Source organism: Marinihelvus fidelis (genome assembly GCF_008725655.1).
Classification (GTDB): domain Bacteria; phylum Pseudomonadota; class Gammaproteobacteria; order Xanthomonadales; family SZUA-36; genus Marinihelvus; species Marinihelvus fidelis.
Map to the genome: position 1 here is coordinate 1 of NZ_VYXP01000006.1, position 19,576 is coordinate 19,576.

Annotated in this window: 20 protein-coding genes; all 20 read right to left on the reverse strand. The window is 65.8% G+C overall.

Annotated features, from left to right (window positions below; translation table 11 throughout):
* Positions 1 to 164: 164 nt before the first annotated feature.
* The 20 genes from F3N42_RS10255 to gspD all read right to left on the reverse strand — a co-directional run bounded on the left by F3N42_RS10255 (position 165) and on the right by gspD (position 19,571).
* Positions 165 to 653 (reverse strand): phosphatidylglycerophosphatase A family protein, encoded by a 489-nt coding sequence (locus F3N42_RS10255; protein WP_150864386.1) that lies wholly within the window; start codon positions 651 to 653, stop codon positions 165 to 167.
* Positions 650 to 1,612, reverse strand: coding sequence for a thiamine-phosphate kinase (gene thiL, locus F3N42_RS10260; protein WP_150864387.1), 963 nt, complete (start codon positions 1,610 to 1,612; stop codon positions 650 to 652). The genes F3N42_RS10255 and thiL overlap by 4 nt, the downstream gene beginning before the upstream one ends.
* Positions 1,605 to 2,066, reverse strand: coding sequence for a transcription antitermination factor NusB (gene nusB / locus F3N42_RS10265; RefSeq protein WP_191621353.1), 462 nt, complete (start codon positions 2,064 to 2,066; stop codon positions 1,605 to 1,607). The genes thiL and nusB overlap by 8 nt, the downstream gene beginning before the upstream one ends.
* Positions 2,059 to 2,547: a 6,7-dimethyl-8-ribityllumazine synthase gene (gene ribH, locus F3N42_RS10270; protein WP_150864389.1), complete on the reverse strand. Its 489-nt coding sequence runs from the start codon at positions 2,545 to 2,547 to the stop codon at positions 2,059 to 2,061. The genes nusB and ribH overlap by 8 nt, the downstream gene beginning before the upstream one ends.
* Positions 2,547 to 3,665, reverse strand: a complete 1,119-nt coding sequence (gene ribBA, locus F3N42_RS10275) for a bifunctional 3,4-dihydroxy-2-butanone-4-phosphate synthase/GTP cyclohydrolase II (protein ID WP_150864390.1) — start codon at positions 3,663 to 3,665, stop codon at positions 2,547 to 2,549. Before ribBA ends, ribH begins: the two co-directional genes overlap by 1 nt.
* The gene (locus tag F3N42_RS10280) at positions 3,662 to 4,273 is read right to left on the reverse strand and encodes a riboflavin synthase (RefSeq protein WP_150864391.1); all 612 of its coding nucleotides are present in this window, start codon (positions 4,271 to 4,273) and stop codon (positions 3,662 to 3,664) included. The genes ribBA and F3N42_RS10280 overlap by 4 nt, the downstream gene beginning before the upstream one ends.
* A gap of 16 nt (positions 4,274 to 4,289) precedes the next feature.
* Complete coding sequence (gene ribD, locus F3N42_RS10285; RefSeq protein ID WP_318190953.1) at positions 4,290 to 5,420, reverse strand: bifunctional diaminohydroxyphosphoribosylaminopyrimidine deaminase/5-amino-6-(5-phosphoribosylamino)uracil reductase RibD; 1,131 nt, start codon at positions 5,418 to 5,420, stop codon at positions 4,290 to 4,292.
* Positions 5,417 to 5,941, reverse strand: a complete 525-nt coding sequence (gene nrdR / locus F3N42_RS10290) for a transcriptional regulator NrdR (protein WP_150864392.1) — start codon at positions 5,939 to 5,941, stop codon at positions 5,417 to 5,419. The genes ribD and nrdR overlap by 4 nt, the downstream gene beginning before the upstream one ends.
* Positions 5,942 to 5,956: 15 nt before the next feature.
* Positions 5,957 to 7,216, reverse strand: coding sequence for a serine hydroxymethyltransferase (gene glyA, locus F3N42_RS10295; protein ID WP_150864393.1), 1,260 nt, complete (start codon positions 7,214 to 7,216; stop codon positions 5,957 to 5,959).
* A gap of 80 nt (positions 7,217 to 7,296) precedes the next feature.
* Entirely contained in the window at positions 7,297 to 8,184 is an 888-nt protein-coding gene (locus tag F3N42_RS10300) for a Rossmann-fold NAD(P)-binding domain-containing protein (RefSeq protein ID WP_150864394.1), read from the reverse strand.
* Positions 8,169 to 9,032: a glycosyltransferase family 2 protein gene (locus tag F3N42_RS10305; protein WP_191621354.1), complete on the reverse strand. Its 864-nt coding sequence runs from the start codon at positions 9,030 to 9,032 to the stop codon at positions 8,169 to 8,171. Before F3N42_RS10305 ends, F3N42_RS10300 begins: the two co-directional genes overlap by 16 nt.
* 14 nt (positions 9,033 to 9,046) lie before the next feature.
* Complete coding sequence (locus F3N42_RS10310) at positions 9,047 to 9,988, reverse strand: class I SAM-dependent methyltransferase (protein ID WP_191621355.1); 942 nt, start codon at positions 9,986 to 9,988, stop codon at positions 9,047 to 9,049.
* A 31-nt stretch (positions 9,989 to 10,019) separates the two neighbouring features.
* Entirely contained in the window at positions 10,020 to 10,841 is an 822-nt protein-coding gene (locus F3N42_RS10315; RefSeq protein WP_150864397.1) for a glycosyltransferase family 2 protein, read from the reverse strand.
* The gene (locus F3N42_RS10320; RefSeq protein ID WP_150864398.1) at positions 10,838 to 12,052 is read right to left on the reverse strand and encodes an ABC transporter ATP-binding protein; all 1,215 of its coding nucleotides are present in this window, start codon (positions 12,050 to 12,052) and stop codon (positions 10,838 to 10,840) included. Before F3N42_RS10320 ends, F3N42_RS10315 begins: the two co-directional genes overlap by 4 nt.
* Positions 12,052 to 12,843: an ABC transporter permease gene (locus F3N42_RS10325; protein WP_150864399.1), complete on the reverse strand. Its 792-nt coding sequence runs from the start codon at positions 12,841 to 12,843 to the stop codon at positions 12,052 to 12,054. The genes F3N42_RS10320 and F3N42_RS10325 overlap by 1 nt, the downstream gene beginning before the upstream one ends.
* 49 nt (positions 12,844 to 12,892) lie before the next feature.
* On the reverse strand, positions 12,893 to 13,825 hold the full coding sequence (locus tag F3N42_RS10330) for a peptidylprolyl isomerase (RefSeq protein ID WP_150864400.1): 933 nt from the start codon (positions 13,823 to 13,825) through the stop codon (positions 12,893 to 12,895).
* Between the two features lie 105 nt (positions 13,826 to 13,930).
* Entirely contained in the window at positions 13,931 to 15,043 is a 1,113-nt protein-coding gene (locus F3N42_RS10335; protein ID WP_150864401.1) for a hypothetical protein, read from the reverse strand.
* Positions 15,044 to 15,220: 177 nt separating this feature from the next.
* Positions 15,221 to 16,672 (reverse strand): hypothetical protein, encoded by a 1,452-nt coding sequence (locus tag F3N42_RS10340; protein ID WP_191621356.1) that lies wholly within the window; start codon positions 16,670 to 16,672, stop codon positions 15,221 to 15,223.
* 314 nt (positions 16,673 to 16,986) lie between these two features.
* Positions 16,987 to 17,415 carry a hypothetical protein gene (locus F3N42_RS10345; RefSeq protein ID WP_150864403.1) on the reverse strand — a complete coding sequence of 143 codons (429 nt, stop codon included), beginning with the start codon at positions 17,413 to 17,415 and terminating at the stop codon, positions 16,987 to 16,989.
* A gap of 2 nt (positions 17,416 to 17,417) precedes the next feature.
* Positions 17,418 to 19,571: a type II secretion system secretin GspD gene (gspD, locus tag F3N42_RS10350; protein ID WP_150864404.1), complete on the reverse strand. Its 2,154-nt coding sequence runs from the start codon at positions 19,569 to 19,571 to the stop codon at positions 17,418 to 17,420.
* Between the last annotated feature and the right edge of the window lie 5 nt (positions 19,572 to 19,576).

Genomic DNA, 19,576 nt, shown 5'->3' on the forward strand with positions numbered 1-19,576 from the left:
CGGCGCGCCAGGGATGGCGCGCCGAGGGGCGCCGGGGCAGGATGCCCCGTCGGCCCGACCCCACCAAGCCCACCGGGCCGAGGGCAGCCGAAGGCCAACACACCACCCCAAAACCCCCACACCTCACCCACCCAGGGCAACGCCCCCTCACGCAACGACGGGTTTCACCCCACCAGGGCGACCACCCCCCACAGCACGAGCGCCGCGAAGCCACCCGCGATGAGGTCATCAAGCATGACCCCGAAGCCCCCGTGCACATGGCGATCGGCCAGGCGGATGGGCCAGGGCTTGAGGATGTCGAAGATCCGGAACAGCACGAACCCGGCCAGCAGCCAGGGCCAGCCCGGTGGCGCGAAGGCAATCGCAAACCAATAGCCGACGAACTCATCCCAGACCAACGCACCGTGGTCCGGCACGCCAAGCCGGCGGCCGACGCGATCACAGATCCAGGTGCCGAAGGCGAACGTGACGGCTACCACGGCCAGCAGGCCCATCGTGCCCAGCGGCTGCAGCAGCCAGGCCAGGGGCACCGCCACCAACGTGCCCGCGGTGCCCGGCGCGCGCGGCGACAGCCCGGAGCCGAAACCCATGGCCAGGAAGCCGTCCCAGCTTCGGAACGCCGCATACAGGGCCTTGCGGTCGACGGTCGTCATGTCCCGCCGCCCCCGAAATGATCGTAGCCGGCCGCCGTGTCCAGCCGCACCGGCTGTCCGCCGGGGCCGCTCCACTCGAGCGCGTCGCCCGGCGTGATCTCACCGATATCGGTGAGGGCAACGCCGGCGTCCGCCGCCAGCGCGTCCAGTTCGGCGGCGTGTGCAGCTGGCAGCGTAAAGCACAGCTCGTAGTCGTCGCCGCCGGTCGCCTGCAGCGACAGCCGCTGTGCGAACGGCAGACTGGCCAGGGCCGTGGACGCGGGTAACCGCGTGGCGTCCAGGTGCGCGCCGACGGCGGAGGCCGCCAGGATATGCCCCAGGTCTGCCGCCAGGCCATCGGAGATATCGATGCAGGCCGTGGCCAGGCCACGCAAGCGACGGCCCAGTTCGAGCCGGGGTGTCGGGCGATCCAGGCGGTCGCGCTGCGCCGCTGCCGGTGGCGCGTCGGAACCCAGTCGCGACAGGGCCAGCGCGGCGTCGCCGAGCGTGCCCGAGACCACCACGCGGTCGCCGGGCCGGGCGCCGTCACGGGTCAGGGCCTGGCCGGCCGGGACGAAGCCCAGCGCGGTGACCGTGACCGACAGCGCCCCCCGGGTGGTGTCGCCACCGGCCAGCGTGATGCCTGACGGCCCCGCCAGCGCGGCGAAGCCGGCGGCGAAGGCATCCAGCCAGTCCGGGCAGGTATCGGGCAGAGACAGGTTCAGCAGCGCCCAGGCAGGGTCCGCACCCATCGCGGCCAGGTCGCTGAGATTCACCGCCAGCGACTTGTGGCCGATGGCGGCGGGGTCGGTGTCGTCGGGAAAGTGGATACCGGTATTGAGGGTATCGGTGCAGGCCACCAGCTGCTGGCCTGTCGGCAGATCGAAAACGGCAGCGTCGTCACCGATGCCCAGGGCCAGGCCGGGGCCGGGCGCGGGCATGGCGGCCCGCAGGCGGTCAATCAGGCCAAACTCATTCACCGGCCGGCGCGGCAGGCAGCGCGCCCCAGGCCCGGGCGGCGCGGTCCAGGACCGCTGTCACGTAACTGTGCGTCTGCGCGGAGCCGAAACGGTTGGCGAGGTCGGCGGCTTCATCCAGCACGACCGCGCCCGGGGTCTCCGGTTCGTTGCGCAGCTGCCAGGCGCTGATCAGCAGCACCAGTTGCTCCATCAGGTCGCAGCGGGCCAGTTCACGGTCCATGAACTCGTCCAGCTGCGTGGCCAGCTCGGGCGACGAGCGCTCGACGCCGCGTACCAGCTGTTCGAAGTAGTCGTCGTCGACACCCTTGAAGTCCTGGGTCTCGCGGAACTGCACCAGGATGTCGTTGATGGCCTGGTCGGTCATGCGCCACTGGTACAGCGCCTGCAGGGCCCGTCGACGGGCACGGCTGCGGGGCTCCCAGGCATTGCGGTCTGCCGTTTTGCGCTTATTCATTACCGCCCTCTCCTGGCGTGAGTTCATCGACCAGCGCGATCATCTGCAGCAGGCCGTTAGTGACATCGTAGCCCTTGTTCCCCTCGTCCACGGCCGCGCGCTCCAGCGCCTGTTCGATGGTGTCGGTGGTCAGCACGCCGAAGACCACCGGCTTGCCATGGTCCAGGCCGACGCGCATGCAGCCGCTGGCGCATTCGCCGGCCACGTAGTCGAAATGCGGCGTGCCGCCGCGGATGACCGCGCCCAGAGTAACCACGCCATCACAGCCGGCGGCCAGCAGCCGGTCGGCAGCCAGCGGCAGTTCGTAGGCGCCGGGTACCCAGGCCAGGGTGATGGCGTCGTCATCGACACCGGCACGCCGGAGCGCATCCAGCGCGCCCTCGAGCAGCTGGTCGGTGATGAACCGGTTGAACTCCGCGGCGGCGATGCCGATGCGGATGCCGCGCCCGGGGCGCCGCGGTGCGAGTTCACGGATTGCCATCAGTCGTCCTCCGCGGGGTCGTCGTAGGCCACCACTTCCAGCCCGAAGCCGGACAGGCCGGACATGCGGGTGGGTGCGCTCAACACGCGCATGCGGCGAATGCCCAGGTCAGCGATGATCTGTGCGCCGATACCGTAGGTGCGCAGCTCGCGTGACTGGCGGTTGTCGCCGGTGGGCAGGATATCCGGCTCCGGTTCGGCCTCGATGCGGCGCAGCAGCGCGTCGTCGTCGTCATTGCCGCCCAGCACCAGCAGCAGGCCGGCGCCACGGCGGTCGATCTCCCGCAACGCGGTACGCACTGGCAGGCCAAAATCATCCCGGTGAACACCCAGGATGTCGTTCAGCGGGTTCTTCATGTGCACGCGCACCAGCATGTCATCCTGCTCGGCCGGGTCACCCCGCAGCATGGCCAGGTGGACGCGGTTTTCGATGGTGTCGCGATAGGTATGCATGACAAAGGGGCCGAAATCGGTCTGCACTTCGCGTTTGGACAGGCACTCGACGGTGCGTTCGTTCTCCAGGCGGTAGCGAATCAGGTCGGCGATGGTGCCGATCTTCAGGCCGTGCTCGGCGGCGAAGGCCTCAAGCTCCGGCCGGCGCGCCATGCTGCCGTCGGCGTTCAGCACCTCGACCAGCACCGCGGACGGGTCCAGGCCCGCCAGCGTGGCCAGGTCGACGCTGGCTTCGGTATGGCCCGCGCGGGTGAGCACGCCACCGGGGCTGCACATCAACGGAAACACGTGGCCGGGCTGTGACAGGTCAGCAGGGCCGGCATCCGGGGCCACGGCGGTGCGCACGGTGTGCGCGCGATCATGCGCCGAAATACCCGTGGTGATGCCCTCGGCGGCCTCGATGGAGACCGTGAAATTGGTCGAGAAACGGGCCTCGTTGCGGGTCACCATCAGCGGCAGACCCAGCTGCCGGCAGCGCTCGACCGTGAGCGGCAGGCAGATCAGGCCGCGGCCATGGGTGGCCATGAAGTTGATGTCTTCGGGGCGGACCTTCTCCGCGGCCATGATCAGGTCGCCTTCGTTCTCGCGATCCTCGTCGTCGACCAGGATCACCATGCGGCCGTCGCGGATGTCGTCGACGATCTCCGGAATGGTATTGAAACTCATGGGTTCGCTCCCGGGTCTCTCGCCTCGAGCATGCGTTCAAGATAGCGGGCCACCATGTCGACCTCCAGGTTGACCGTGTCGCCCGGTGCCAGTTGCCCCAGCGTGGTGACCGCCAGCGTATGGGGAATGATACAGACTTCGAAGCGTTCACCGGCGACCGCGTTGACGGTCAGGCTGACGCCGTCGACGCAGATCGAGCCCTTGGTGGCGATGTACTTCGCCAAAGCGGCCGGGGCCTGGAAACCGAAACGCTCGGCGCGGCCGTCCGGCGCGCGGTCGGCCAGGTGTGCCAGGCCGTCGACGTGGCCGCTGACCAGGTGACCACCCAGCGGGTCGCCGGCGCGCAGGGCCGGCTCAAGGTTGACGGTGGCGCCGGGCGCCAGTGAGCCCAGCGTGGTCAGCGCCAGGGTCTCGGCGGACACGTCGGCGCTGAAGCGGCCGTCACCGGGCTGCAGCATGGTCAGGCAGGCGCCGGACACGCACATGCTGTCGCCGTCGCGGGCGCCATCCAGCGCGTCCACGGGCACCTCGAACACCATGCGGCGATCGCCGCCAACGGCGTCACTGCTGGCCAGGCGGCCCTGGTGGGTAATGATTCCGGTAAACATGCGTGCTCCGCGTTCCTCAGCTGTCCCGATATTGCGGCCGCAGCCGGATTCTCAAGTCATCGCCAAACATCTGCCGGTCAATCCAATCGAAGCCGGGCCGCGCGGCCATGTCCTCCAGCGGAGCCAGCACGAACGATGGCAGGCCATCCGACCCCAGCAGGCAGGGCGCGATATAGACCATCAACTCGTCCACCAGCCCGGCCGCCAGCAGCGCACCGCACAGCTGGCCGCCTGCTTCCACGTGTACCTCGTTGCATTCGCGCGCCGCCAGGGCCGCCATCAACGCGTGCAGGTCCACGCGTACCGGCGCCGTGCCCGCGGCTGTACCCGGCGCGGCCGGCAGCGGCAACAGCGTGGCCGGCGACACGGCCAAAAGATCCGGAACCGGTTCGTCCGCGCAACCGGCCACCAGCACCTCGCCCGGCAGCGCCAGCGTCCGCGCCGCGGCCGGGGTGCGCCAGCGGCTGTCGACAATCACTCGCAGCGGCTGCCCTTCATGGCCCTCCAGGCGCACGTTCAGCGACGGATCGTCCATCGCCACCGTGCCGATGCCGGTCAGGATGGCCGAGGCGCGCGCGCGCCAGGCCTGCACGTCGGCGCGGGCTTCCGGGCCGGTAATCCACTGGCTGGCGCCGTTGCCCAGGGCAATGCGTCCGTCCAGGCTCTGCGCGAGCTTGACCCGAACGAACGGCCGGCCCTCGCGCATGCGCAGGATAAAACCGGGGTTCAGCGCCTCGGCCTGCTCGCCCAGTAGCCCGGTGCGGCAGGCGATACCGGCGGCGCGCAGCCGCTCCACGCCGGCGCCGTTGACAGACGGATTCGGGTCGGTGGCGGCGATCACCACTTCGGCCACGCCGGCCGCCACCAGCGCGTCCGCGCACGGCGGCGTGCGGCCGTGATGGGAACAGGGCTCCAGCGTGACATAGGCGATGGCGCCACGGGCGGCCTGCGGGTCCTCCAGCGCGGCCAGCGCCATGACTTCCGCGTGTGGCCCGCCGGCCTGCTCGTGCCAGCCCTCGGCGATGATGTCGCCGTCGCGCGCCAGCACGCAGCCCACCCGCGGGTTAGGCGCGGTGGTGTTCATGCCCCGTTCCGCCAGCTCGATGGCCCGCGCCATGCAGGCGCGGTCGAAATCGGAAAAACTCACCCGTCGCGCCGTTTGCCTGGCGTGGGCGCGTCCAATAGCGAGAACTGCCGCGTATCCAGCGCCGACGCGCCTTCGCGCTCCAGGGTCTCGATCAGCTCGCGGAAGGCCTGCAGGTCCTCGAAGCGGCGGTACACGGAGGCAAAACGCACGTAGGCCACCTGGTCCAGGCTGCGCAGCTCGCGCATGACCCACTCGCCGATCAGCGTGGACGGGATCTCGGCCTCCTCGGCGCCGCTGATTTCACGCAGCAGCCGGCGGATGGCGCGTTCAACCTCGCGTGTTTCCACGGGGCGCTTTTCCAGCGCCCGCAGCATGCCCTTGCGGAGTTTTTCCTCGGAAAAGACCTCGCGGCCGCCATCGGACTTGATGATACGGGGCGCCTTCAGCTCCGGCGCCTCGAAGGTGTTGAAGCGGTTATTGCACTTCATGCACTCGCGGCGACGCCGGATCTGCATACCATCCCGGGTCAGGCGGGAATCCACCACCCGGGTTTCGTCATGGTTACAGAGCGGGCACCACATGCATTACACCGGGGCTCAGGCCTTGCCGTATACCGGGTGACGCTCGCACAGCGCCGTGGCCACGGCGCGCGAGCGCGCCTCGGCGGCCTCGTCGCCGACGTTGTCGAGCAGGTCACAGATGGTCACGGCCAGCTCGGTGCATTCCTCGACGCCGAAGCCACGCGTGGTCACCGCCGGGGTACCCAGGCGCAGGCCACTGGTGACGAACGGCGAACGCGGCTCGCCCGGCACGGTGTTCTTGTTGACGGTGATGTTGGCGCGGCCCAGTGATTCCTCCGCGTCCTTGCCGGTGTAGTCGCGGCCGATCAGGTCAACCAGGAACAGGTGGTTGTCGGTACCGCCGGAAACCACCTTGTAACCGCGCTGCACCAGCGTATCGGCCATGGCGCGGGCGTTGTCCACCACCAGGCGCTGGTAATCGGCGAACGACGGATCCAGGGCCTCTTTGAAGGCCACCGCCTTGGCGGCGATCACGTGCATCAGCGGGCCACCCTGGGTGCCCGGGAAGACCAGCGAGTTCAGGCGCTTGGTCACGTCCTCGTTTTCCTGCGCCAGGATGATGCCACCGCGGGGGCCACGCAGCGTCTTGTGCGTGGTCGACATCACCACGTGCGCGTGCGGCACCGGGTTCGGGTAGATGCCGGCGGCCACCAGGCCGGCTACGTGGGCCATGTCGACCACGAACCAGGCGCCGACGGAATCGGCGATTTCGCGCATGCGCGCCCAGTCGATCTCGCGCGAGTAGGCGGAGAAACCACCGATCAGCATCTTCGGCTGGTGTTCGTCGGCCAGGCGCTGGATTTCGTCGTAGTCGATCAGCGCGGTCTCTTCGTCAACGCCGTACTGCACGGCATTGAAGATGCGCCCGGAGAAGTTCACCTTGGCGCCATGGGTCAGGTGGCCGCCATGTTCCAGGCTCATGCCCAGGATGGTGTCACCCGGCTGCAGCAGCGCCATGTACACCGCCGCATTGGCCTGCGAGCCCGAATGCGGCTGCACGTTCGCATAGTCCGCACCAAACAGCTGCTTGACGCGCTCCTGCGCCAGGCTTTCCGCCACGTCGACGTACTCGCAACCGCCGTAGTAACGACGCCCGGGGTAGCCCTCGGCGTACTTGTTGGTCAGCACCGAGCCCTGGGCCTCGAGCACCAGCGGGCTGGCATAGTTTTCCGAGGCGATCAGCTCGATGTGGTCTTCCTGGCGACGGGCTTCGTCGGCGATGGCGGCGGCCAGTTCCGGGTCGTAACCGGCAATGGTGGAGCGGCTGTCAAACATGGGGCAGCGATTCCTTTTTGACTGGAGGGTGAGCGGACGATGGACAAGGACGCATTCTACCACCGATAAGCGCGTGAGCCTTACCCGTGCAGCGCCGCCAGCGCTTGCAGCGTGGCCGTATCGGGTGGCCTGAAATCGGCCGCCGTGGGCTCGAACGGCCGCGGCGTGATGCCCAGCCGCTCGCGCGTGTCATGATCATCGAAAACGAAGTCCCGCGACTGGCGGTGGATCATGCCGGCATGGGCGCCCTGCCCGGCCATCGACACGACCGTGGCCAGCAGGCCGGGCGGCAGCCGTAGCAGGCGCCGCGGCCGGCCCAGGGCGTCGAACAGGCGGCCGGCCATCTCGTTGAACGGCAGCGTGCTGCCGCCCACCAGCGGCCCGGTCCAGGCCATGTCCGCCGCCAAACCGCTGACCAGTCCCAGCGCCAGGTCCGCGGCATGCACGGGCTGGCGCAGACCGGTGGCCTGGCTGGATAGCGGCAGGAAGCCGAAGCGGCGGATAAACGCGGCCAGGCGGGTCAGGTTCCCGTCCATGCCGGCGCCGTAGACCAGGGTCGGGCGCAGCAGGCAGAGCGGGAAGTGCTCGCGCGCGGCGGCCTCGGCCAATGCCGCTTCGGCGGCGGCAATGCGTGACAACAGGTGTTGCTCGGCTGTGCTGCCAGACGTCGCCTTCGTGTGCAGGCTGGTGGTCGACAGCGCGGCCACGCCGGCAGTGGTACCGCTTCGCCCCAGCCATTCCTGCGCCAGCGTCAGTGGCCCCGTGGACAGCAGCCCATCGGCCTGGACCGGCGGGTCCGGACGGACCCAGTCGAGGCCTTCGAATGCGGGGTAGCCCTGCGGCGCACCCTGGCGGCTGATGGCGATGACGCGGGCGCCGCGCGCCAGCAACATCGGCAGCGCGAAGCGGCCCACCTGGCCGCTGGCGCCCAGCACGGCGATGGTGCGCCCCGCTAGCGGCGCAGCCATGCCCGTGGCCAGGTCAGCGCCCAGTGGCCCCAGATGCCGGCCTGTACGAACCAGCGCACCGGCAGCGCGTGCCCCGCGGCCTGGAACTTGCGGTAGTAGCGCTGCATGCCGCGGTGCTTCTGCCGGTGCACCCACAGCGGCCTGGACGCGCTGGAGACCCCCTGCACATGCACCGCCCCGGCCGCCGGCACGAACAGGCAGTGTTCGCCGGCCGCGTGGATGCGGTACATCAGGTCGTAGTCCTCGCAGTGGAACGGGTAGCCGGTATCGAAGCCACCCAGGCGGGCGAACGCGGCCGCGTCGACCAGCATGCAGGCACCGGAAACCGCTTCGGCCACGGCCACCTCGCTTGGCCAGGCCGCGGGATCCAGCCGGATACCGGCCAGCGCCCCGTCGTCTCCGGCCAGGCGTGCCAGCCCGGTGAAATGCGTGAATGAGCGCCAGGCATCCGGCAGCGGCCTGAACGCGGCTTTCTCGGGCTCGCCATCCTGGTCACGGACCATGGGCGCGGCCAGCACGGCGTGTTCATCGACATCCAAAGCCGCGGCCAGCTGGGCCAGCGCCCCCGGGCACAGGTAGCAGTCGGGATTGATAATCAGAAGGTGGCCATTACCAATGCCCGCGGCCGCCGCGTTCACGGCGCTGGCGTAGCCGACATTGGTGTCGTTGCGTAGCAGCTCGACGGCGTCATGGCGGGCGGCCAGCGCGGCCGCGGCGTCGGCGCTGCCATCGGTGGAGGCGTTGTCGACCACGCGGATGCGGGTCACGCCTTCAGCCAGCAGGGATTCGATGCAGCGGGCCAGCGTGGCGCCGGCGTTGAAATTGACGACGATGGCGACCGTGCTCACGGCGCGCGGCCCCGTCAACCTTGCCGTCGGGGCGCGCCGAACAGGCGCCGGTACCACGGCAGCGGGGCCGGGGTTGTAGACGCAGCTGTTTCCGGAGCCGGAGCACTTCTCAGCGATTCGATCTCGGCGCGCAGCCGTTCGATCTCGGCATCGCGGTCGGCGATGATGCCGCCGGCCGCCATGTTGCGACGGATTTCGCCGATGTAGTGGTCGTAGACCGACTCCTCCGCGTCATCAAACAGCCACAGTCCCGCGCCCAGGTCGGGCAGGTCGGCATCCGCGGCGGCCGCCACGGCCAGGTAATAGACCGGCTCGCGGCCGACGCTGTCCAGCGTGTCGACGCGCTCGCCGTCCCAGCGCTGGAAAAGCGTGGGACCCGAAGCGGCCATGTCCCAGATCACCGACTGGAACTGCAGCCGCTGGCCCAGCAGGCGCCAGGCCGGGAAATGCCGCCGCAATAGCGCCTCGAGTTCGTCGCGGTAAAGCTCGCGCACATGCCAGGGGTTGTCGTTGCCCTGCTGGTCCGTGTACACCGCCTTGTCGGGCGAGGACAGCAGCAGCACACCGCCCGGGGCGAGCAGGCGCCGGAAGCCGGCGAGCATGTCGTCATGGGCCTCCAGGTGCTCCAGGGTTTCAAACGAGACGATGACATCGAACGACTGTTCGGCGAACGGCAGCCGGGTGCAGTCCGCCACCTCGAAAGAGAGATTGGCGGTATCACCGTAGCGGCCGCGCGCATGGGCCACCGCGTCTTCGGACACGTCGACACCCGTCACCGAGGCCGCGGACCGGGCCAGCAGCGCGGAGCCGTAGCCTTCGCCGCAGGCGGCATCGAGTACGCGCTTGCCGGCGACCAGCCGTTCGGCCAGCGCGTAGCGGTGCAGGTGCTCGTACCAGATCTCGCGAACGCACTCCGGGGTGAAGCGTTCGCCGGTAAATTCAAGTTCTTCGGACACGGTGTTCTTCGTCTTCCTGGGTGGGGTGATTCTAACCCAGCGCGGCGACGACCTCGGCGCGGCGCCCGGCCAGGGGGTCGGCGGCGATCCAGGCCGTGACCAGGTCCAGGTACCCGGGGTGCTTGCCCAGCAGGCGGCGCATGCTGTCCTCGCCGGGCGCCAGGCCGACGGCGCCGAAGGACTGGCCACCCACGTGGGCGACGTAGGCATCATCACAGAGCACGTTGCGCATACCCGCGGCCGTGACGCGCAGGCTGAAATCATTCTCCTCGCCGTAACCGCGACCAAAGGTGTCGGCGTCGAACAGGCCCAGGCGGTCGATGGCCCGGCGTGATATCGCCATGCAGAACCCCACCGCGGTGGGCAGTTTCGGGTAGACCGGTTCGCCGGCGGCGGCGATCGCGGCGGCCACCCGGGCGGGGTCGGCAGGGACCGGGTTGGCCTGGCAGAACACCGGTATCGAGACGATCTCGCCATTGTTGGACCACGGCGTGGCCGAGCCGATGGCGGGGTCCGAAGCCAGGCAACGGGCCAGCGCCTGCAGCCAGCCCGGCGTGACCAGGGTGTCGGAATTCAGCAGCACGATATCGTCGCCACCGGCCCGTTCGGCCCCCAGGTTGGCGGCGCCGACGAACCCCAGGTTGTGATCCAGGGGCACCAGCTCACGGCCCGGTGAAGCGGCACACCAGTCCACCAGTAACGGCCTGACTGCCGGGTCGGCAGAAGCGTCATCGACCACCACCACGCGCGCTTCCGGACTGTGGGCGTCAATGGAAGCCAGGCAGCCGCGCAGGCAGTCGATCGCGTCGTGCACCGGCAGCACGACGGTGGGCAGGCCCGTTGAGGCGATCATTCGTCCGGCCCCACCCACTCGTGCGCCAGGCGAACCACGCCCAGGTCGTTGCAGGCGCCGGTGACGCGGATCTCGCGCTCCTCGGTATCACACACGCGCAGCCCTTCCGGGTCCAGCGCGTGGCCGCGAAACTGGTAGCGACCCGGCATCAGGGCCAGCGCCGGCAGGCGCAGGCGAAAGCGGTAGACCCCTTCGGACAGGGTTTCCGGCGCGTACTGGTCCAGGTCGGCCGCGGCGCCGTAGACCGGGGTGCCGTCGTTGCGGACAATCCCGAACATCGGCACGGGCACGCGCCCATCCGGACCGTGCAGCACCAGTTCGACGTCCAGGTCCTTGCCCATCGGGACATTGATGACGTGCTCGTCGAGCACGCCGGCGGCGTCCTGGTCGGCATCGTCACCCAGGGTCATGGCATCGACACGGTAGATCGCGTGCTCGCCTTTACGGCGGGTGACCTCGGTCTTGCGTTCGACCTCGCGCGACTCGTGCCAGGCCAGGTAATCCTGCACCACCGTGTGCGCGTCACCGTGCGCGCGGACGCGACCATCCTGTAACCACAGCGCGTGTTTACAGAGTTTCTGTACCAGGTACATGCTGTGCGAGACCAGGATCAGCGTGCCGCCATCGTTGAGGAAGCCATCGATCCAGCGAATGCACTTTTTCTGGAACGACTCGTCGCCCACCGCCAGCACCTCGTCGGTAATTAGCAGTTCCGGGCGGGACGCGGCCACCACCGCGAAACCCAGCCGCACCACCATGCCGGAGGAGTAGTGCTTGACCGGCTCGTGGATGTATTCACCGATGTCCGCGAAGGCGAGAATATCGTCCATGCGCTCGGCCAGTTCGCGCCGGCCCAGGCCCAGCAGCGAGGCCTTCATGCGGATGTTGTCCATGCCACTGAACTCGGGCTGGAAGCCCGCGCCCAGTTCCAGCAGTGCCGCTACGCGGGCGTCCATCTCCACGGTGCCGGTGGTGGGACGGATGACCCCGGTCAGCACTTTCAGCAGTGTCGACTTGCCGGCGCCGTTCTCACCCACAATACCCAACGACTCCCCGGCGAACAGCTCCAGGTCGATGCCCTCCAGCACGTGGGCGCCATTGCGGGGACTGCCCCCGGCCAGCACCGAGGCAAACGCCGCGAAGCGCTCCCTGGGCCGGCTCAGCCGCGGATAGACCTTGGACACCCCCTGGATTCGGGCCAGGCGACGCATCAGAGAAAGTCCTCGAAATGACCGGCCAGGCGGCGGAACCAGCCCAGCCCGGCCCAGGCCAGCACGATGACAATCACCGCCGCGGCCAACAGCGCCAGCGCGGAAGGCCATTCGCCGAACAGCAACGCGCCGCGCAGCTGCCCCATCACCCAGGTCACCGGGTTCCAGGCCAGCACGTGGGCCAACGCGCCCGGCAACTGCGTGGGGCTGTAGAGAATGGGCGACATGAAGAACCACAGGGTGATCAGCGGCGGCAACACCTGCGCCATGTCCTTGATGTAGACCTGCGTGGACGAGAAGAACAGCGCCAGCGCGCAGGCCAGCAACCAGAACACCAGCAACACCACCAGGGCGACGGGCAACATCAGCCAGTGAATGTCCGTACCCAGCAGTTGCAGCACGACCAGGATGGCCACGTAACCGATCATGTGCATGGCAAAGGTCGACGTGACCGTGGCCAGCGGCAGCAGTTCGCGGTCGAACGCCACCTTGGTAATCAGCCCGCTATAGGCACCGATGGAGGCCGAAGCCTTGAGCACGGCTTCGGAAAACGCCATCCACGGCCAGAAGGCCACGGCCAGCCAGGGCACGTAATCCACGCCGGTACCGGACGGAATCCGCGCCTGGAAGATTTTCGTGAAGACGAACGCGTAGACCGCCAGCAGCAACAGTGGCTGCAGGATCAGCCAGGCAAACCCGGACAGGTTGTCCAGGTAATCCTGGCGGATCTGCCGCACCACCAACTGGCGGAAGAATTCAGGGGCAACCGATGCGCGAGACGCGTTCGCCATGAACGGACACTATCCTTTTGGCCACAACCAGCGGCCATTCTAGTCGCTTCTACTCGCCGGTTTCCTTTTCCTGCCCGGCACCCTCGACAGCATCCGGGCCGAAGTGGCGAATCACCATCGCTTCCAGGTCCTCCTCGGTCAGCTCCAGGGGCTGGTGCTGCAGCGAGGACAGGTACTCATTCTTGACCCGCTCACGGTGCTCCTTGCGCATCCGGTTAACCAGCTGCGGACGTACGTCCTCGAAACTGCGTTGCTTGCCGGGGTTACGCGCGTCCAGGCGGATGATGTGATACCCGAATCGGCTCTTAACCGGCTCGGAAAACGCGCCCACTTCCAACGCAAAGGCGGCATCTTCGAACGGCTTGACCATGTCGCCCGGCTTGACGTTCTTGAAGCTGCCTTCGTTGGTGCTGACGCTGGGGTCATCGGTGTTCTCAAAAATCAGGGCCTGGAAACGGTCCGGCTGGGCGATGATCTCGGCATACAGGAGATCGGCTTTCTCCCGGGCCTCTCCATCGGTACGGTCACCGGTACCGACCAGCAAATGCGTAACATCGACCGTCTCCGGGGTCATGAACATGGAGCGATTGCCCTGGTAATACTCTTCGGCCATGACGCTGTAATCGGCGGGGTCGGACTGTAGGACCACGTGCTCGGCCCAGGCGTTGGCCAACTCTTCCTCGGCCGCGAGCTGCATGCGTAGCTGTACTACCGGGTCCGCCTCGAACCCGTCTTCACGCGCGTCAAAAGCCAGCTGGCTGTTCATCAGCATCTTCTGGATGATCTGCCGCAGGCGACCCTTGTCCCGAATGACGTTGTTTCGGTACTCGGGCGGAATCTGCTCGACCCGGGCATCAAATTCTTCGTGGGTAATCACGCCATTGCCACGTCGGGCAAAAACGTCATCGTCTTCGGCCCAGGCCATGGAGACCGTCTGTGAGAGGGCCAGCAAGGCCACGAGCAGGGATATGGTAACGCGCATAGGGAAACACCTTTTCTCAAACTGAAAAAAACGGGCACCCGCGTACGGGTGCCCGTCGTTCTCTTGCTCTGACTTGTTCGGTATCGCTTAGTTCAGCGAAACGAATCAGTCGACGTGCAGAATTTCCGTCTGGCAATACGGCGTCGTACATTCAGATGCCGTCGAGCTTTCGCCATCGGTAAAGGTCACATTCAGGTAGTAACGCGAGTTTGACTCCAGCTGGCAACCCGGTCCGCCCTCGGTTGACCACTGGATAGAACTACCCTGGGAAAACAACTTCTTGCACTCGGGCGCGACGTCAAAATCTCCCGGGCACTGGCTGATCGCTACCAGGCGACGGCCAGACGGCGTCTGTACCGGCGGGGTGGTCGTGAACGCACCGCTGTGCTGCACATTATCGGTATCCCAGAAGATCGACGAATAGGTCGTGCGGCCAATATCCAGCGTCTCGCGCTGGTTACTGCTCGGGAAGTCCAGGTGGAAGAACGCGTTCCATGACCAGCTGTCCGCCTTGGACAGCGAAGGGGCATCACAGGACACCGCCGGCGTCTCTGCCGGGGTCACCGTGACATGCGTACCCTTGATGATTTCCTCATCGGTGTCTTCATTGACGCAGCGCATACGGAACGTCACGGGATTGGGATCGTTGGGGACGCCCGCAGTGCTGGCGATGTAGATCACCGCGCTGCCGTCACCATTGATCACCGGGTCGATTGACTGCCATTCCGCGTTACCCAGCCGGGTCGTGCACGAAGTCACGTTAGCTGATGTCCATGAAATGGTCACGTTGCTGCCTTCGACAACGGTATTCGGCATCGCGCTGATGTCCAGGGCAATGTCGTCGGTCACCGGAGGCGGCTCAGGCTCACCATTATCCATGGGACCAAAGGTGTAGCCGCCCTGGATGGTTTCGATGTTGTAGTAACCCACATCACCATTGAAGAAAGCGGTCTTGATCTGGACGCCGGGAACAAGCTCACCGTCGACCTTCGCATCCCGCATACCGGTAACGCTGGTTACACCCGTGCCGGCTTGCGGCACCAGGGTCATGTCGCCCTCCCAGGTCCGAATATTGACGGCCTGGTTTGGCGTGTAAGTCCAGACGGACTTGATGGTTACGTCATCAACAATCACGCCATCGATTTCGACGGTGGCGGAAGCGATGCCGGAAACCCCCAGCACGCCCATACACAACAACAGCCTTGTTGTCTTAAACATTGTCACTCTCCATATCCGCCCAAAATTTAGTCAGCCTGTTCCTCTATTACTTTCCCGGGAACATCGCTGTCGATACATCTATTGCTAACAAATCATTAACAATATTTCTTTCTTGATGCAAGAGAGGGCCGATGCCGGCCCTCTCTTGGTCTAACTATGACACTTACAGCTACCAGATTAAGAGGACGCCACCTTGCGCGTACCCTTGTGCTGGAAGATGCCGCCGTAGTTGGCCAGGACGTCGCCGCCCTCACCCAGCGAGGAGTTGCCGTAGCGGTTAGCGGAGAACCCGGTAACCGGCAGGCCTTCCAGGCCGCCCAGCGCATCACGGGACAGATCGGCTTCGTTCGGATCGATCAGGCCGTTCTGGTTCTGGTCATGCGGGTAGTCGTCGAGTTCGATCTGCACCCAACCGAACTGGAAGTCGTCACCCAGGTCGATGTTGTGGTAGCGGTTCGCCGGCGTGCCGAAGATCTCGGTGGCTGCGGTGAACACGTACTCGTCGTCGTCGCCCATTTCCGCAACCTCGTCGATGTCGCCGAAGCGAATGACGTTGGTTTCGAAGCAGAGTTCGAACGGAATCAGACCAGGCAGTGCGTCCGGGATAGACGGAGACACGACCGGACCTTCACCCGGGTTCGGGTTGTCGCCAGGCGTACCTTCTTCACGGTCGTACTCGCCTTCCAGCAGCACAACTTCACATGCGCCGGAGTCGTCGCCGTTGCCAACCCACACGTTGGTGAACGGAATGTCTGCCGGAGCAGGCTGGTTCACGTACAGGTGCTTGGTCGGGAAGGTGATAACCCACTCGGTGTCAGAGTCGATGCCCGTGCCGGTCGGCTCGGTAGCGTACTCGTTCATGATCTGGTCGTGCATGAACACGTAGGACACGGCGTCCAGACCACGAGTCAGGCCAGAAGAAGCCTGGACCGTACCGTCTTCCAGGAACACGAAGCCGTCGGTGACGTCACCTGAGTTCAGGTTCGGGTCAACGTTGCCCGGCTCGGTGTGCAGGTAGATGCCACCCGGGTTAGCGACGGTAGCGAAGCCGTTGATGGCGCGCGCGTCGTAAGAAACCATGAAGCCCTTCTCGACGTTGATGACTGCTGCGCCACCGAACAGGCCGCCAGACGGCGCTTCGATGTCAACAGACTCGTCCAGGATCCAGTAGCCGCCGACCAGCGGGTCGGTGACGTCTTCGTCGGTCCATGCTTCGGTCAGGGAAGCACAGTCGGCCGGAACGCCGTCGACGTGGGTCGCTGCCACAGCAGAAGGACCAACCAGGGTACCCATTTCGATCATTTCGAAGTGACCCTGGGCTGCACGGTCGATGTCGTCCGGGCCGCCGTCGCCGTTGAAGTTCGGGTTGCCGTCAACACCAGCGTACAGCACGTCGATAAACGGCTGCGGTGCGTCCGGGGTACCGTCGAAGTCAGCGTCGTACAGGTACGGAACGGTACAGCTGGTATCGGTGGTCACCAGGTGCGGGGCACCGTCAATGGTGGTGATCGCAGCGGTCCACACGTCGTACTCAGACATGTACAGGTTAAAGTCGAGCACTTCCCAAGAGTTCATGCCTTCCAGGAAGCGGACCTTCACAGCCTTGGCTTCGCCGGTGGTGTTAACCACAGACAGAGCCGTGGTGTTGTCACCCAGGCTGGTGTAGAAGGGGTAGATCAGGACCTGACCAAGACCGTCAGGGTTCAGGTTAACTGCCTGAGCGGAAGCAGCGATACCCGCCACACCCGTCAGACCAGCCAACACAGCTGAAGTCAAATTCTTTCTGTTCATTACAACACTCCTATTGTGTACACAGGGCTAGCAAAAAACTAAACGCTTTGGCACGAAGAGAACGGCCACTCCAGACGGAACCTTCGCACCTCTCGCGCACAATTGCACGGCAATACTACGACAATCGCAGTTTGTTGGCAACGGATTTTACTTCAAGACTTCGGAAGATAGAACCACTCGCCGTTTGAATTAATCCACGTTTCTTCGACGTCGGTCACCGACTTGAACTGCTGCACACCGGGCAAACCACCCCGGATGGAGTAATCCACGCGCACGCGCGCCATGCAACTGCCTTCCGGGTCACAGGTGACACCGGTAACAGACGCACCATCCCAGGTCACCGGCTGGGCCGACAACTTGCGGCGCCACTGGTCGATCGACACGCTGGACCGATAGCCCGGCGTGAAGTACTCATAGGCGTCTTCTAGGTTACGCTCGAGCAACAGGTCCCAGCGCGCCTGGGCACGATCGGCCACCTGCTCTTCAGGCGTGCCGCCGCCCATGGTGGCGCAGGCAGAAAGGAGCAGCGCCGCGGTCAACGCTGCGGCGAAAGCACGGATTGCGGACTGAGCCCTGTTCATTATTATTCCTCGTTATCCAGGATGGTATGGATTTCAATTGGCCGCACGCGAATGAATTCGTCGCGCAGGTCATCGGTCACGTTACGCAGGTCGTTCGAATTCTCCAACACGGTCGGTGTGATCATAACGATGGTTTCGGAGCGCAGCTTGGTGTTGGACTTGCGCCCGAATATGCCACCAATGCCCGGAATGCGGCTCAGATAGGGCAGCCCACCCGATGACGCGCTTTCCTGCTCCTGGATCAGTCCGCCCAGGAAAATGGTCTGGCCGGACTGCACCGCCACCTGGCTGGTCACCGACTTGTTGCTGATCGGCGGGTTGGGGTTCGTTTCCGGGTCAGCAACCTCACCGGGGCGGCTGACTTCCTGGGAAATGTCCATGTACACCAGGCCACCCGGATTAATTCGCGGCGTCACGTTCAGGGTTACACCCGTTGATACGTACTGGGCACTGGAAACCACGTTGCCCGTTCCCCCGGTATTGATGCTGGACGACTGGATGGGCACCTGGTCACCCACGGTAATGGTCGCCGTTGAATTGTTGCGCACCACCAACGAGGGTGCCGCCAGGGAGCGCACGTCGGTCACACTGTCCAAGGCGGCCACGGTGGCTTCAATAAACGTCTTGCCGCCCGAAATAATGTCCGAAAAGTTAAACACCGACGCGGAGCCAATGATCTCGACGGTATCCAGCACCCGGCCGGCATCGGCAGGAATGTCGGCGGCATTATTCGACAGGAACCAGCTTACGCCGTACTGGAGCGTGTCGTTCAGCGCCACATCCATCACCTGCGACTCGATCAGCACCTGGAGTGGCTCTTCGTCGATACGCTCGATGGCCGCCTGCAGGCTCGCGTACTGCGATTGCGTGGCCTGGATCAGCAGCGAGTTGGTTTCTTCGACAGCCGTAATGCGAATCACGCCTTCCTCAGTCTCGATGGTCGTCGAGCCTCCACCGCGGTTATTACGGCGATTACCCTGAAACCCGGCGTTGTTTGCCTGGTTGCGATTGTTGTTGAAGTCACTGACGCTGCCCATGGTGACGGGCTCCAGGCCCGGCGCCAGGTTGGTCTGCTGGTTGTCGCGGCCGCCGTCCAGGGACTGGCCGGCGAACAACTGGCTGAGGTAACCGGACAGGACCTGGGCTTCCAGGTTCTTGACGCGGTAGACGTACAGTTGCACGCCGCCGCCGGCGGCGCCGCGGTCGAGGCGGGTAATCCATTCCTCGGCTTTTTCAAGGTACTTTTCGTGCGGGGTGATCACCATGACCGAGCCCAGGCGTTCCAGCGGCACGAAACGGAACAGGCCGGCCAGCGGGCTGCCCTCTTCCATGCCGAAGATCGCGGTCAGCTCGGTGGTGATGGATTCGACGTCGACGGTCATCAACGGGTAGATGCCGACGGACATGCCGGCGAGCCAGTCGACGTCGAAGATTTCGACGGTCTGCAGGTAGTTCATCAGCTCTTCGCGCGTGCCGGCCAGGAAGATCATGCCGCGCATGACGTCGACGTTGACGATGGCGTTGGGGCGCACGTAGGGCTCGAGGATCTTGGCCATCTCGGTGGGGGAGATGTATTCCAGCGGCACGGCCTGGACTTCGTAGCCGCGTACCTTTTCGACGTCGCCCAGGCGCGGCACGGTGTGGCCGGGGATGGCCTGCTCCACCGGCAGCACGTGGTAGCGGTCGGCGTGCCAGACCAGGGTGGCGCCGTTCCAGCGCAGCAGCAGTTCCAGGATGGGCATCAGCTGGTCGCGTGAGACCGGCTTCGAGGTGGCGAAGGTCACCTGGCCGCTGACGCCGGGGCCGATGACGAAGGTCTCGCCCAGGACCTCGCCCAGGATGGTGTGCACCACGGACTGGATCGATTCGCCCTCGAAATTCAGGACGATCTCGCCGTCGGCGGCCATCGGTGTTGGGCGGCGGCGGGCGGCTTCTTCGTTGATCCGGTCGCTCTCGCCCACGTAAAACTCGTTTTCGACCACGCCGGGATCACCTTCGGTATCGGCACCCGAGGCGTAGACGCCTTCGACGGCCTGCATGCCTTCCGGAGTGTCCTTGGTCAGGCGCGGGTGCGGGTTGTTGACCGGGCGCTGCGTGGTGGTACAGCTGGCCAGCGAGACCAGCATGACCAGCAGGGCGACCAGGCACCGGCTCAAAGCGC

What these genes read in the sequence shown, in the direction of transcription:
- F3N42_RS10255 (WP_150864386.1), bottom strand. Translation starts at nt 653, where the DNA reads ATGACGACCGTCGACCGCAAGGCCCTGTATGCGGCGTTCCGAAGCTGG.
- nusB (WP_191621353.1), bottom strand. Translation starts at nt 2,066, where the DNA reads ATGAATAAGCGCAAAACGGCAGACCGCAATGCCTGGGAGCCCCGCAGC.
- ribH (WP_150864389.1), bottom strand. Translation starts at nt 2,547, where the DNA reads ATGGCAATCCGTGAACTCGCACCGCGGCGCCCCGGGCGCGGCATCCGC.
- ribBA (WP_150864390.1), bottom strand. Translation starts at nt 3,665, where the DNA reads ATGAGTTTCAATACCATTCCGGAGATCGTCGACGACATCCGCGACGGC.
- F3N42_RS10280 (WP_150864391.1), bottom strand. Translation starts at nt 4,273, where the DNA reads ATGTTTACCGGAATCATTACCCACCAGGGCCGCCTGGCCAGCAGTGAC.
- nrdR (WP_150864392.1), bottom strand. Translation starts at nt 5,941, where the DNA reads ATGTGGTGCCCGCTCTGTAACCATGACGAAACCCGGGTGGTGGATTCC.
- glyA (WP_150864393.1), bottom strand. Translation starts at nt 7,216, where the DNA reads ATGTTTGACAGCCGCTCCACCATTGCCGGTTACGACCCGGAACTGGCC.
- F3N42_RS10300 (WP_150864394.1), bottom strand. Translation starts at nt 8,184, where the DNA reads ATGGCTGCGCCGCTAGCGGGGCGCACCATCGCCGTGCTGGGCGCCAGC.
- F3N42_RS10315 (WP_150864397.1), bottom strand. Translation starts at nt 10,841, where the DNA reads ATGATCGCCTCAACGGGCCTGCCCACCGTCGTGCTGCCGGTGCACGAC.
- F3N42_RS10320 (WP_150864398.1), bottom strand. Translation starts at nt 12,052, where the DNA reads ATGCGTCGCCTGGCCCGAATCCAGGGGGTGTCCAAGGTCTATCCGCGG.
- F3N42_RS10325 (WP_150864399.1), bottom strand. Translation starts at nt 12,843, where the DNA reads ATGGCGAACGCGTCTCGCGCATCGGTTGCCCCTGAATTCTTCCGCCAG.
- F3N42_RS10330 (WP_150864400.1), bottom strand. Translation starts at nt 13,825, where the DNA reads ATGCGCGTTACCATATCCCTGCTCGTGGCCTTGCTGGCCCTCTCACAG.
- F3N42_RS10335 (WP_150864401.1), bottom strand. Translation starts at nt 15,043, where the DNA reads ATGTTTAAGACAACAAGGCTGTTGTTGTGTATGGGCGTGCTGGGGGTT.
- F3N42_RS10345 (WP_150864403.1), bottom strand. Translation starts at nt 17,415, where the DNA reads ATGAACAGGGCTCAGTCCGCAATCCGTGCTTTCGCCGCAGCGTTGACC.